This is a genomic window from Streptomyces sp. NPDC001770 (assembly GCF_053596135.1).
In genome coordinates this window covers 36,597-52,114 of record NZ_JBSFFN010000017.1, presented here as the reverse complement: position 1 = coordinate 52,114, position 15,518 = coordinate 36,597, and the positions used below count along the sequence as shown (strand labels likewise).

Genomic DNA, 15,518 nt, shown 5'->3' with positions numbered 1-15,518 from the left:
CCGCGACACCCCGGCCCACCCGCAGCCCACCTCTTCGCACAGGAGTGGCGAGACCCGATGACCAACGACGAAAAGCTGCTCTCCTACCTCAAGCGGGTCTCCGCCGATCTGCACCAGACCCGTCAGCGGCTGCGTGAGGCGGAGACCCAGGACCGGGAACCCATCGCCATCGTCGGAATGAGCTGCCGCTTCCCCGGGGGGGTCAACACCCCCGAGGAGTTCTGGCAGCTGGTCGTCGAGGGCACCGACGCCATCGGGGACTTCCCCGGGGACCGCGGCTGGGACATCGACGCGCTGTACGACCCGGACCCGGACGCGACGGGGAAGACGTACTCCACACGCGGCGGATTCCTGCGCGACGCCGCGGGGTTCGAGCCGGACTTCTTCGGCATCAGTCCGCGGGAAGCCCTGACGATGGACCCCCAGCAGCGCCTGCTGCTGGAGGTGTCGTGGGAGGCGCTGGAACGCGCACGGATCGCTCCCGACTCGGTGCACGGCGCCCGGGTCGGGGTGTTCGCCGGGACCAACGGCCAGGACTACCGGGACCTGCTGGCGCGGATGCCGCGGGACTCCGAGGCGGCGCTCGGCACCGGTGCCCTGGCTGCCGTGATCTCCGGCCGGATCTCCTACACCCTCGGGCTGGAGGGGCCGGCCGTCACCGTCGACACCGCCTGCTCGTCGGCGCTCGTGGCGGTGCACCTTGCCGTACAGGCCCTCCGGGGCAAGGAGTGCACCCTCGCTCTGGCGGGCGGTGCCACGGTCATGTCCACCCCCAACTCGTTCGTCGCCTTCAGCCGCCAGCGGGGCCTCGCCCCGGACGGCCGCTGCAAGTCCTTCGCGGACTCGGCCGACGGAACCGGCTGGGGCGAGGGCGCCGGCATGCTGCTGCTGGAACGGCTGAGCGACGCCCGCCGCAACGGCCACGAGGTCCTCGCCGTCGTCCGGGGCTCGGCCGTCAACCAGGACGGTGCCTCCAACGGCCTGACCGCCCCCAACGGCCCCTCCCAGCAGCGGGTCGTGCGCGCCGCGCTGGCCGGCGCGCAGCTCACCCCGGCCGACGTCGACCTGGTGGAGGCGCACGGTACCGGGACCACGCTCGGCGACCCCATCGAGGCACAGGCCCTGCTCGCCACCTACGGGCAGGACCGCCCCGAGGACTCACCGCTGTGGCTGGGCTCGGTGAAGTCCAACATCGGCCACACCCAGGCCGCCGCAGGCGTCGCCGGAATCATCAAGGTCGTCATGGCGATGCGGCACGGTGTGCTGCCGCGGAGCCTGCACGCCGAGGAGCCGTCCGACAAGGTCGACTGGAGCCAGGGCAACGTCCGCCTGCTCACCGCCAACCGCCCCTGGAGCGACCCTGGGCGCCCGCGACGGGCCGCGGTCTCCTCCTTCGGTGCCAGCGGGACCAACGCCCACACCATTCTGGAAGAGGCACCCTCCGACGAACCCGCCGAGGACCCCGCGCCGCGCACCGCGCCGCCGCTGGTGCCGTGGGTGCTCTCCGGCCGCAGCGAGCGAGCCCTGCGCGAGCAGGCCGCCCTGCTGGCCTCGGCCGTCACCGAGGCCCACCCCGTGGACGTGGCGCACTCGCTGGCCGTCACCCGCACGGCCCACCCGTACCGGGCCGTGGTCCTCGGTACCGACCGCGATACGCTGCTCGACGCCGTGACCCGCCTCGCGGAGGGCGGCCGTGCCACCGCGCTCGGCCGCGTCCGCAGGGGCCAGACCGCCTTCCTCTTCACCGGCCAGGGCTCTCAGCGGCCCGGCATGGGGCGTGACCTGCACGCCCACTTCCCGGTCTTCTCCCGCGTGTTCGACGAGATCTGCGAGCTGTCCGGCGACGGTGAGCTGCGCGAGCTGGTCCTCGGTGACGACCCAGCGCCGCTGAACCGCACGGCCCGCACCCAGACCGCGCTGTTCGCCTTCGAGGTGGCGCTGTACCGGCTGGTCGAGTCGTGGGGCCTCGCCCCCGACTACCTCGCAGGCCACTCGATCGGTGAGATCGCCGCCGCCCACGTCGCGGGGGTACTGGACCTCGCGGACGCCGTGACGCTGGTGGTCGCGCGCGGCCGGCTCATGCAGGCACTCCCCGAGGGCGGCGCCATGATCGCCCTGCGCGCCACCGAGGAAGCCGTACGCCCCCTGCTCACCGGCGGGGTCGGCGTGGCCGCCGTCAACGGGCCGGACTCCGTCGTCGTCTCGGGGGACGCGGCCGAGGCCGAGGCGGTCGCCGCGCACTTCGGGAAGAGCCGCCGGCTGAAGGTGTCGCACGCCTTCCACTCCCCGCTGATGGAACCCATGCTGGCCGAGTTCCGGTCCGTGGTGTCCTCCCTGACCTTCCACCGGGCAACCGTCCCCGTGGTCTCCAACGTCACCGGCCGGCTCGCGACCCAGGACATCGGCACCCCCGACTACTGGGTACGGCACGTGCGCGAGGCCGTCCGCTTCCACGACGGGATACGCACCCTCGCCGCGGAGGGCGTCACCCGGTTCCTGGAGATCGGCCCCGACGCGGTACTGACCGCCATGGCCCGCGAGTGCCTGGCCGTCGACGACGAGGCCGGGGGTGACACCGTTCTGGCCGCCGCCACCCGTCGCGGCCGGGACGAGACCGAGACCCTGTTCACCGCCCTCGCCCAGCTGCACACCGGCGGCGCCGGTCCGCGCTGGGAGGAGCTGTTCACCGGGGCCCGTACCGTCGACCTGCCCACCACGGCATTCCAGCGCGAGCGGTTCTGGCCCGAGACGGCCGCCCCGGCCGGCGACGTCGGTTCCGCGGGACTGGACTCCGCCGACCACCCGCTGCTCGGCGCGGCCACCGTGCTCGCCGACTCCAACGGGGCAGTCCTGACCGGCCGGCTGTCGGTGCGGACCCACCCCTGGCTCGCCGACCACGTCGTCGGCGGGTCCGTCGTGGTCCCCGGCACCGCGATGGTGGAACTCGCGATCCGCGCCGGCGACCAGGTCGGCTGCGGCCGGCTGGAGGAACTGGCCCTGGAGGTACCCCTGGTGCTGCCGGCCGCCGACGGCGTCCGGGTCCAGGTCGCCGTGAGCACCCCGGACCCGGACGGAGCACGCACGGTCCAGATCTACGCGCGCGCCGAGAACACCCCCGTCGACGAGCCGTGGACCCTGCACGCCTCCGGTCTGGTCGCCGACGGCACCGCGCCCCCCGGGGCCCGGCTGGACGTATGGCCGCCGCAGGACGCCGAGGAGCTCGACCTCACCGGCCTGTACGAGCGGCACGCGGCCGCGGGACTGGACTACGGGCCCGCCTTCCGCGCCCTGACCGCCGCCTGGCGTGAGGACGACACGGTCTACGCCGAGGTGCGCCTTCCGGAGCGTCCGGCGGCGGACGCCCCCCGCTTCGGCCTCCACCCCGCGGCCTTCGACGCCGCCCTGCACTCCCTGGCCCTGCTCGGCGACGGCTCCGGCGACGACACCGCCCGGCTGCCCTTCATGTTCGCCGGTGTCACCCTGCACGCCGTCGGCGCCTCGGTCCTGCGGGCCCGGATGACAACCGCCGGCGACCACACCTTCGCCGTCGACCTGGCCGACGCCACCGGAGCCCCCGTCGCCACCGTCGACTCCCTGGCCTCCCGTCCACTGAAGCGGCTGAGCGCCAAACAGGACACCGCGGGCGAGGCTCTGTTCGTCCTCGACTGGCAGCCGCTGGCGCTCGACCCCGACGCCCCCGCCGCCGGCCACCGCCTGCTGGAGGTCCCGTCCGGCGCGGACGCCGGCACGGTACGCGCCGCGCTGCACATGGCGCTCGCAGCCCTCCAGGACGACGACGACCGGCCGCTGGCCCTCGTCACACGGGGCGCCGTCTCCACCGCCGGTGAGGACGTGCCCGACCTGGCCGGCGCGGCGGTGTGGGGCCTGGCGCGCTCCGCGCAGTCGGAGAACCCCGGCCGGTGCGTCCTGCTCGATCTCGAGTCCGGCGCCGACCCCGGCACTCTGCTGCCCGGGGTCCTCGCCACCGGCGAACCGCAGGTCGCCGTCCGCTCGGGCACCGCCCGCGCGGCCCGGCTGGTACCCGCAGAGCCGTTCGAAGCAGCCGCGGCCCCGGCCCTCGACCCCGAGGGCACCGTACTGCTGACCGGTGCCACCGGCGGACTCGGGCCCGTACTCGCCCGGCATCTGGTCACCGCCCACGGTGCGCGCCATCTCGCCCTGGTCAGCCGCGGCGGCCGGGCCGACGGTCTCGCGGCCGAACTCGCCGCCCTCGGCGCGAGCGCCTCCGTGCACGCCTGCGACGTCGCCGACCGCGAGGCCCTCTCCGCGCTGCTCGAAGGGCTCGGACAGGACCGTCCGCTCACCGCCGTCGTCCACGCCGCGGGTGTCCTGGACGACGGCGTGGTGGCCTCGCTGACGCCGGAACGTCTCGACGCCGTGCTCGCCCCCAAGGCCCTCGCCGCCCTCCATCTGCACGAACTGACCCGTGATCACGACCTGTCGGCCTTCGTGCTGTTCTCCTCCGTGGCCGGCACTGTCGGCGCCCCCGGCCAGGGCAACTACGCCGCCGCCAACGCCTGCCTCGACGCGCTCGCCGCCCACCGCGGCGCGAACGGTATGCCCGCCCTCGCCCTGGCCTGGGGGCCTTGGGCCCCGACCGGCGGCATGACCGGCGCCCTGGATGAGGCCAACCTGGCCCGCATGTCACGCGGCGGCATGGTCCCGCTGTCCGCCGAGGAGGGCACCGCCCTGTTCGACCGGGCGCTGGGCACCGGCCGCCCCGCGGTGGCCCCCGTACGCCTCGACCTGTCCGCGCTCCGCGCCCAGGGCGGCGAACTCGCCCCCGTCCTCCGTGCCCTGGCCGGGCGCCCGGTCCGCCGGGAGGCCGCCACCGGGGAAACCGGCTCCGGATTCGCCGGACACATGGCCTCCCTCGGGGGGACGGAGCGGGCCGAAGCCCTGCTGGCCACCGTCCGCTCCCACGTGGCCGCCGTCCTCGGACACGCCGGACCGGACACCGTGGAGACCGACCGGGCCTTCAAGGACCTCGGCTTCGACTCCCTCGCCGCGATCGAACTGCGCAACTCCCTGTCCGCCGCGACGGGACAGCGGCTGCCCGCCACCCTCGTCTTCGACCACCCCTCGCCGGAGGCGCTCGCCACGCACCTGGGCACCCTGGTCGACGGGGCCGCCGGCTTCCCGCGCCGCACCCGGCGCGGGGGACGGGGCCGCGTCGACGAGCCGCTGGCGATCATCGGCATGGCCTGCCGCTACCCGGGCGACGTCCGCACGCCGCAGGACCTGTGGGAGCTGGTCGCCGACGGCACGGACGCCATCGCCCCGTTCCCCGCCAACCGCGGCTGGGACATCGACCGTGTCGTCGACCCCACCCGGCAGCGCCCCGACACCTCGTACGTCGGCGAGGGCGGCTTCCTCCACGACGCGGGCGCGTTCGACGCCGCGTTCTTCGGCATCAGTCCCAAGGAGGCGCTCGTCACCGACCCCCAGCAGCGGCTGCTGCTGGAGGCATCCTGGGAGGCGCTGGAGCACGCCGGCATCAACCCGCACTCTCTCAAGGGCAGCCCGACCGGTGTGTTCGCGGGTGTGCAGTACCACGACTACTTCGGGAGCTTCGGCTCCGGCAGCATCATCTCCGGCAGGGTCGCCTACACCCTCGGCCTGGAGGGACCCTCGCTGTCCGTCGACACCGCCTGCTCCTCCTCGCTGGTGGCGCTGCACCTGGCCGGGCAGTCGCTGCGGCAGGGCGAGTCCTCCCTCGCTCTGGTCGGCGGCGTCGCCGTCATGGCGACCCCGGAGACCTTCATCGAGTTCAGCCGGCAGGGCGCCCTCGCTCCCGACGCCCGTACCCGCGCGTTCGCCGACGCGGCCGCCGGAACCGTGTGGGGCGAAGGCGTCGGCGTCCTGGTGGTGGAACGCCTCTCGGACGCCCGCCGCAACGGCCACCCGGTCCTCGCCGTCGTCCGCGGCACCGCGGTCAACCAGGACGGTGCCTCCAACGGTCTGACCGCGCCCAACGGCCCCTCCCAGGAACGCGTCATCCTCCAGGCACTGGAGAACGCCCGCCTCACCACCGCCGACGTCGACGTGGTCGAGGCGCACGGCACCGGTACGACCCTCGGCGACCCGATCGAGGCACAGGCGCTGCTGGCCACCTACGGTCAGGACAGGCCCGAGGACCGGCCGCTCTGGCTGGGCTCGGTCAAGTCCAACATCGGGCACACCCAGGCCGCGGCCGGCGTCGCCGGCGTGATCAAGATGGTCATGGCGATGCGCAACGGCAGCCTGCCCAGGACCCTGCACGTGGACGAGCCGTCGGGCAAGGTCGACTGGGAGGCGGGGCAGGTGCGCCTGCTCACCGAGGAGCGGACCTGGCCCGAGGCCGGCCGGCCACGCCGGGCCGGGGTGTCCTCCTTCGGGATCAGCGGTACCAACGCCCACGTCATCCTCGAACAGGCCCCGGCGGCGCAGGAGCCCACCGCGGCGTCCCGTCCCGGCGCCCCGGGACAGGCCGTCCCGTGGCTGCTCACGGCGAAGTCGCCCGCCGCGCTCGCCGGACAGGCCGCCGCGCTGCTCGGCCACCTCGACACGCACCCCGGGCTCGACCCCCGAGACGTCGGCTGGTCGCTGGCGACCGGCCGCGCCCACTTCACGCACCGTGCCGCGGTCACCGGCACCGACCCCGCCGGACTGCGCGCCGCGCTCGCCGCACTGGCCGACGGCGGCACCGCGCGCAACCTCGCCGTGGGCACCGCCGCCGGACGGGCCCGCCCCGTCTTCGTCTTCCCCGGCCAGGGCTCGCAGTGGTCCGGCATGGCTACGGAACTCCTCGACGAATCACCGGTGTTCGCGGCCCGCATGGCCGAGTGCGCCGCCGCCCTGGAGCCCTGGACCGACTGGGACTTCGCCACCGAACTGCGCGGCGGTCTCGACCGGGTCGACATCGTCCAGCCCCTGCTGTGGGCGGTGATGGTGTCCCTGGCGCAGACCTGGAGCGGCTACGGCGTCACCCCGGCCGCCGTCATCGGCCACTCCCAGGGCGAGATCGCCGCCGCCTGCGCCGTCGGCGCGCTCTCCCTGGCGGACGGCGCGCGCGTGGTGGCACTGCGCTCCCGGGCCATCGCCGAGCTGCTGTCCGGCTCCGGCGGCATGATGTCCGTGGGCGAGGGCGCCGAAGCGGTCCGCGGCAGGCTCACGGCCTGGAACGGACGGCTCTCGGTCGCCGCGGTCAACGGCACCGCCTCCACCGTCGTCGCCGGGGACTCCGACGCCCTCGACGAACTCCTCGTACGGCTGCGCGCCGAGAAGGTCCGCGCCAAACGGCTGCCCGTCGACTACGCCTCCCACAGCGTCCACGTCGAGTCCCTGCGCGAACGCCTCGCCCAGGACCTCGCCGGCATCGAGCCGCGCAGCACCGACGTGCCCTTCTACTCCACCGTCACCGGTGCCCCGATCGACACCGCCGAACTCGGCGCCGAATACTGGTACACCAACCTCCGCAGCACGGTGCTCTTCGAACAGGCCGTACGCGGCGCCGTCGCCGGAGGCCACACCCTGTTCGTGGAGTGCAGCCCTCATCCGGTGCTGACCGTCGGAATCCAGGAGACGGACGACGCGGTCGCGGCCGTCGGCTCGCTGCGACGCGACGAGGGCGGCCGCGACCGGCTGCTCGCCGGCCTGGGCGAGGCCTTCACCCACGGCGCGGTCATCGACTGGACCAAGGTCGCGGAGGGCCGCCGCACCCGCCTCGTCCCCCTGCCCGCGTACGCCTTCCAGCGTGAGTGGTACTGGCTCGACAGCACCGCCACCGGAGCCGACGTCACGTCCGCCGGCCTCGCGGCCACCGACCACTCCCTGCTCGGTGCCGCCATCGCACGGGCCGGCAGCGAGGAGACCGTCCTCACCGGCCGGCTCTCGGCGGGCACACACCCCTGGCTGAACGACCACCGTGTCGGGGACCGGCTGGTGTTCCCCGGCACCGGACACCTCGAACTCGCCCTGCGCGCGGGCGACCAGGTCGGCTCCGGCGACCTGGTCGAACTCACACTCCACGCCCCGCTGGTCCTGCCCCATCACGGAGCCGTCCAGCTCCAGGCCGTTGTCGGCCCCTCCGACGGGCAGACCCGCCCGCTGAGCCTCTGGTCCCGTCCCGAGAGCACCGACGAGGAACTCCCCTGGACGCGGCACGCCGACGGCCTGCTCGCTCCGACCGGCACCCTCCCGGCCGTCGTCGAACCACTCACCTCCTGGCCGCCGCGTGACGCCGAACCGGTTCCCCTCGACGGGCTGTACGACGAACTCGCCGCCCTCGGACTCGGCTACGGCCCGCTGTTCCAGGGGCTGCGCGCCGCCTGGCGCACTGAGGACACCGTGTACGCCGAGGTGGCCACCGAGGCACCCGTCGACGGCTTCGGACTGCACCCGGCCCTCTCCGACGCCGTCCTGCACACCGTCGGCCTCACCGACGCCGCCGGCGACCAGGCCCTGCTGCCGTTCGTCTGGTCCGGGGTACGGCTGCACGCCACCGGAGCCACCGCGCTGCGCGTGAAGGTCCGCGCCACCGGTGAGGGCACCGTCGCCCTGACACTGGCCGACCCGGCCGGATCCCCCGTCGCCACGGTCGACTCCCTCACCCTGCGCCCGCTGCGCACCGACGTGGTGGACGCGGCCGCCCGGTCCGCACGGTCCGGCGCGCTCCACCGCGTCGACTGGGTCCCCGCACCCGCCCCGGCGGGGGCCGAGGGCACACCGTGGGGCGGAGAGGTGCTGCGCGCCGGGGCGGGCACCGGCGCCCTGGAGACGCGCGCGACCGTCACCACCGTCCTGGACGGGCTGCGAGACCGTCTCGCCGACGAACAGGACGGCGACGGCACCCTCGTCGTCGTCACCGGGACCGACCCGGCCGGCGCTGCGGTCGGCGGACTGGTCCGCTCGGCCCAGTCCGAGAACCCCGGCCGCATCGTGCTGGTCGAGAGCGGCACGGACCCCGGCCCGGACCGTCTCGCCGAGGCCCTGGCGAGCGGCGAACCGCACCTCGCACTGCGCGACGGCACCTGGTACGTGCCGCGCCTGGCCCGTGTCCCGGGCACCGACGAAACCTCGGCCCCGGACGCCGGAACCTCCGGAGGCGGCCCCGGCCTCGGCTCCGGCACCGTCCTGCTGACCGGCGCGACCGGTGCCCTCGGCGGGATCATCGCCCGCCATCTGGCCGGCCGCCTCGGCGCACGCCACCTGCTGCTGCTCAGCCGGAGCGGTGCCGACGACGGCCTGATCAGCGAGTTGACCGAGCTGGGAGCCGAGGTCACCGGCGTCGCCTGCGATGCCGCAGACCGCGACGCCCTCGCCGCGGTGCTGGCCGGTCTGCCCGCCGACCGTCCACTGACCGCCGTGATCCACGCGGCCGGGGTCCTGGCCGACGGCGTGCTCGCCTCCCTCACCCCCGAACACGTCGACGCGGTCTTCCGGCCCAAGGTCGACGCCGCCTGGAACCTGCACGAACTCACCGCGGACCTCGGCCTGTCGGCGTTCGTGCTCTTCTCCTCCTCCGCCGCCACCCTCGGCTCCCCGGGCCAGGGCAACTACGCCGCCGCCAACGCCTACCTGGACGCCCTCGCCGCCCACCGCCGCACGCTCGGCCTGCCCGCGCACTCCCTGGCCTGGGGCCTGTGGGCCCAGGCGAGCGGCATGACCGGCACGCTCGACGAGACCGACCGGGCGCGCATCGCCCGCGGCGGAGTCGCCCCGCTGCCGACCGAGGAAGGGCTCGCCCTGTTCGACGCCGCCCTGCGCGGCACCGACCCCGTCGTCCTCCCGGTGCGGCTGGACACCGCGGCGCTGCGCGGCCAGGCGGACTCCCTGGCCCCGCTCTTCCGCGGCCTGGTGCCCGTACGCCGTGCGACCGCCGGCCACGCGGCCACCGGCGGAGCCGACTCGCTGCGCGACCGGCTCGCCGGGCTGCTGGAGCCGGAGCGGGAGCCGTTCCTCACCGAACTCGTGCAGAGCCGGGTCGCCACCATCCTCGGTTACCGCTCCGCCCAGGACGTCAGCCGGACGCTGCCCTTCCGGGAGCTGGGCTTCGACTCGCTCGCGGCGGTCGAACTGCGCAACGGACTCGCGGCGACGACCGGACTGCGGCTGCCCGCCACCCTGGTCTTCGACCACCCCACCCCGGCCGGACTCGCCCGGTACCTGCTGGGTGAACTGACCGGGGCCCTCGACCGGGCCGCGCCCGCCACCGCCGTACGCGCCTCCGCCGACGAGCCCATCGCCATCGTCGGCATGGGATGCCGCTTCCCCGGCGACGTCTCCTCCCCCGAGGAGTTGTGGCGCCTCGTTGCCGAAGGCCGCGACGCCGTGGGGGAGTTCCCCGCGGACCGCGGCTGGGACGTCGAGACCCTCCACGACCCCACCCTGGACAGGCCCGGCACCAGCTACACCCGGCACGGCGCCTTCCTGTACGACGCGGCCGACTTCGACCCGGCCTTCTTCGGCATGGACGAGGAAGAGGCCCTCGTCACCGATCCCCAGCAGCGGCTGCTGCTGGAGACCTCCTGGGAGGCCCTGGAGCGGGCCTCGATCGACCCGGCCACCCTGCGCGGCTCGGACACCGGCGTCTTCGCGGGCGTCATGTACCACGACTACTTCGGCAGCTTCGGCTCCGGCAGCGTCGTCTCCGGCCGCGTCGCCTACACCCTGGGCCTCGAGGGGCCGACCCTCTCCGTCGACACCGCCTGCTCCTCCTCACTGGTGGCCCTGCACCTGGCCGCCCAGGCGCTCCGCCAGGGCGACTGCTCCCTCGCCCTGGCCGGGGGAGTCACCGTCATGGCCACCCCCGGCACCTTCGTGGAGTTCAGCCGGCACCGCGGCCTCTCCACCGACGGCCGCTGCCGCCCCTTCGCCGACGCCGCCGACGGAACCGGCTTCGGCGAGGGAGCCGGCGTGCTGCTGCTGGAGCGGCTCAGCGACGCTCGCCGCAACGGCCGGACGATCCTCGCCGTGCTCCGCGGCACCGCCGTCAACCAGGACGGCGCCTCCAACGGCATCACCGCCCCCAACGGCCCAGCGCAGCAGCGCGTCATCCGCCGCGCCCTGGAGGCGGCGGGCGTGGGGGCGGCCGACGTCGACGTGGTCGAGGCACACGGCACCGGCACCACCCTCGGCGACCCCATCGAGGCCCAGGCGCTGATCGCCACCTACGGTGCGGAGCACACCGAGGAACGCCCGCTCTGGCTCGGCTCGGTCAAGTCGAACCTGGGCCACACGCAGGCTGCCGCCGGTGTCGCCGGTGTCATCAAGATGGTCCAGGCGATCCACCACGAGACCCTTCCGGCCAGCCTCGGCATCGACACCCCGTCCCGTCACGTGGAGTGGGAGGGCGGCAACGTCCGCCCGCTGACCGAGTCCCGGCCGTGGCCGGACCCAGGCCGTCCGCGCCGGGCGGGCATCTCCTCCTTCGGCATCTCCGGCACCAACGCCCATGTGATCGTGGAGGCGCCGCCGGCCCCACCGGCGGCCGACGCCGCGCCGTCCGCGGTCCCCGCGGTGGACGCCGTGCCATGGCTGCTGTCCGGCAGCACGCCCCAGGCACTGCGGGCCCAGGCCGGCCGTCTGCTGGACCACCTGGCCGACCGGCCGGACACCGACCCGCGCCGGACCGCCGGCGCACTCGCCCACGCCCGTACCGCACTCGGCCACCGCGCCGCCGTCGTCGGACACACCCCCCAGGAACTGACCGCCGGACTGCGGGCGCTGGCCGAGGGACGCACACCCCCCACCGGCGCGGCCGGCCCGGCGACCGACGGCAAGCTCGCTCTGCTCTTCTCCGGTCAGGGCTCCCAACTGCCCGGCATGGGAACCCGGCTCGGCGCCGCGTTCCCCGCCTTCGCCACCGCCCACGACGAGGTCCGCGCCCATCTGGACCCGCTGCTGGACCGGCCGCTCGGCGACGTCCTCGATTCCGCGGGACTGCTGGAGCGCACCGAATACACCCAGCCCGCCCTGTTCGCCTTCGAGGTGGCCCTGTTCCGGCTGCTGGAGTCGTTCGGCATCAGGCCGGACCTGCTCGCCGGGCACTCCGTCGGCGAGATCGCCGCCGCCCACGTGGCGGGCGTCCTCGGCCTGCGGGACGCGTGCCGGCTCGTCGCCGCCCGGGGAAGGCTGATGCAGGCGCTCCCCGACGGCGGCGCCATGATCGCCGTACGCGCGGCGGAGGACGAGGTCACGCCGCTGCTCGGCGCGGGGGTCGGCCTCGCCGCCGTCAACGGACCCACGTCCGTGGTGATCTCCGGCCCCGCCGGCCCGGCCCGCGCGCTCGCCGCCCGTTTCGGGCGGAGCAAGGAACTGGCCGTCAGCCACGCCTTCCACTCAGCCCTGATGGAACCGATGCTCGGGAAGTTCCGCGAGGTCGCCGAGTCGCTGTCGTACGGGTCGCTGCGCGTCCCGCTGGTGTCCACCCTCACCGGCGCCCCCGCAGCCGCCGACGAACTGTCCACCCCCGACTACTGGGTACGGCACGCCCGTGAGGCTGTCCGTTTCGCCGATGCCGTGTCCGCCCTGCACGACGCGGGGGCCCGCCACTTCGCCGAGGTCGGCCCCGGCAGCGCGCTCACCGCGGCCGCCGGTGACTGCCTGCCCGAGGACACGGCCGCCGTCGTCGCCCTCCACCGCAAGGACCGCGAGGAGACCGAGGCCCTGGTCACCGGGCTCGCCACGCTGCACGTGCACGGCGTCACCGTCGACTGGACGGACCTGCTGCCCCACCGCGACGGCTCGGACCTGCCCACCTACGCGTTCCAGCGGGACCGGTACTGGATGACCGGCGACACGGGGCAGCCCGGGGCAGCAGGCGGCCACCCGCTGCTGGGTGCCGCCGTCGAGCGCGCCGACGCCGACGCGGCCCTGCACACCGGCCGGCTCTCGCTCTCCGCCCAGCCGTGGCTGGCCGACCACCGCGTCGGCGGCGTAGCGCTGCTGCCGGGCACGGCCTTCGTCGAGATGGCCCTCGCCGCGGGGGCCCGGCTGGACTGCCCCGTGGTGGAGGAACTGACCGTCTCCGAACCGCTGGTGCTGCCCGAGCGGGGCAGCATCCGCCTCCAGGCCACCGCCGGGGAGCCGGACGCCACCGGCGCCCGGGACTTCACCGTGTACGCGGCGGCCGACGACGACCCGTGGACCGCCCACGCCACCGGTGTGCTGCGCCCAGCGGATTTGACACCCGCACACGACCTGACGTCCTGGCCGCCGGCCGGCGCCGAAGCAGTGGACCTGGACGGCGTCTACGACCGGCTCGGCGCACTGGGAGCCGAGTACGGACCTCGCTTCCGGGGACTGCGCGCCGCCTGGCGCCTCGGTGACGAGGTGTACGCCGAGGTCGCCGTCGAGGCCGAGGGCGCCCCCTTCGGACTGCATCCGGCGTTGCTCGACTCCGCACTGCACGCGATCGGACTGCGCGCCGGGGCACCTGCACGCATGGCGTTGCCGTTCGCCTGGAGCGGCGTCGAACTGCACGCCGAGGGCGCGATTGCCCTGCGCGTGCGGATCGCACCGCTGGACTCCGGCGCCGTACGCATCGACGCCGCCGACTCCGGCGGCCGGCCCGTGGCCCGGGTCGCGTCGCTGGCGCTGCGGGAGGTCGACCCCGCCAGGATCGCGGCGGTAGCCGGCGGCGGACACGAGGACCTCTTCGCCCTCGACTGGGTGCCCGTCACGGTTCCCACCGCCGCACGGGCCGGCCGGTGGGCCGTGCTCGGCTCCGGCCACGAGGAGCTGGCCACCGCGCTCGGCGGGGAGATCGCCGCGGTCACGGTCGTCACCGGACTGCCCGAGGCCGCCGCACTGGCCCCCGACACCCTGGTCGTCCCGCACCCCGGCGGACGGAACCCCGACGAGATCCGTTCCGGTGTCCGGCGGTTGCTCGCCGTGGTCCAGGACTGGCTGGCCGACGAGCGGTTCGCCGCCACCGGTCTGGTCGTCACCACCCGTGGGGCCACCGGACCCGGTCCCGCGGCGATCACCGACCCCGGTGCCGCCGCCGCGTGGGGCCTCATCCGCTCGGCCCAGTCGGAACACCCCGACCGGATCGTCCTGGCCGACCTCGACGACACCGACGCCTCCCGCCGCCTGCTGCCCTCAGCCGTCGCCTCGGGCGAATCCCAACTGGTGCTCCGGGACGGCACGGTGAGCGCACCGCGCCTCGTCCGCGCGCCACGCCGGGACGGGCACGTACCGGCCGACTGGGCGGGCACCGTACTGATCACCGGCGGTACCGGCGCTCTCGGCCGTGAGGTGGCCCGCCACCTGGTCACCGAGCACGGCGCCACCAGCCTCGTCCTGCTCAGCCGAGGCGGCGACAAGGCGCCCGGCGCCGGGGCGCTGCGGGAGGAACTGACCACCCTCGGTGCGCGGGTCACCCTCGTCGCCTGCGACGCCTCCGACCGCGCCGCCCTCGCCCGCGTGCTCGACGACCACCCCGTCACCGCGGTGGTGCACACCGCCGGTGTCCTCGCCGACGCCGTCCTCACCTCCCTCACGCCGGAGCAGCTGGACACGGTGCTGCGGCCCAAGCTGGACGCCGCCTGGCATCTGCACGAACTCACCAAGGACCGCCCACTGACCGCGTTCGTGCTGTTCTCGTCCGCGGCCGGCCTGTTCGGCAGTCCGGGCCAGGCCGCCTACGCCGCGGGCAACGCCTTCCTCGACGCCCTCGCCGCGCACCGGGGCTCCCTGGGGCTGCGAGCCGTCTCGCTCGCCTGGGGGGCCTGGGCGGGCAGCGGAGGCATGGCCGACCGCCTGGGCGACGCCGACGCGCGCCGCATGGCTTCCGGGGGCGTGCTCGCCCTCGACACGGCGGCGGGCCTGGGCCTGTTCGACACCGCGGTGGGACGCGAGGAGCCGGTCCTGCTGCCCGCCCGCCTCGATCTCAGCACCCCGCAGGACCCCGGCCGCGTCGCCCCGCTGTTGCGTGGCCTGGTGCGCGCGCCCCGCCGGGGCAGTACCACCGCGTCCGCGGCCTCGGTGGCGCTCCGCCGCGACCTGGCCGCCCGCACGCCCGAGGAGCGGAACGCGCGCCTGCTCGAACTGGTGCGGGACGAGGCCCGGCAGGTGCTCGGGACCGAGGAGTTCGAGGCCGAGTTGGCCTTCAAGGACCTCGGCTTCGACTCACTGACCGCAGTCGAGTTCCGCAACCGGCTCAACGAGGCGACCGGGCTGCGCCTGTCCGCCACGCTCGTCTTCGACCACCCGAGCCCGGCCGCTCTCACCGACCACCTCGCCGCCGAACTGGCGCCGTCCGCCGCGGACGGCCCGCGCGAGGAGGACACCGTCCGCGCCGCACTGGCTGCCCTCCCGGTGGCCAGGCTCCGCGAAGCCGGACTACTCGACAGCCTCCTGGAACTCGCCGGACTGAGGCCCGCGCGGGAGCGCTCCGCGGACGGCGAACCCGGCCGCCCCGCGATCGACGCCATGGACGCCGAGAGTCTGATCACCCTGGCGCTCGACGACCTCGTCGGCGACGACGACGCCCTCTGAGAAGGAAGAGAACC

At 75.1% G+C, this 15,518-nt stretch carries 1 protein-coding gene; it reads left to right on the top strand.

Annotated elements, in window-relative coordinates:
• Nucleotides 1-57: 57 nt before the first annotated feature.
• Entirely contained in the window at nucleotides 58-15,504 is a 15,447-nt protein-coding gene (locus ACWCSV_RS17300; protein WP_451142993.1) for an SDR family NAD(P)-dependent oxidoreductase, read from the top strand.
• Nucleotides 15,505-15,518: the final 14 nt, after the last annotated feature.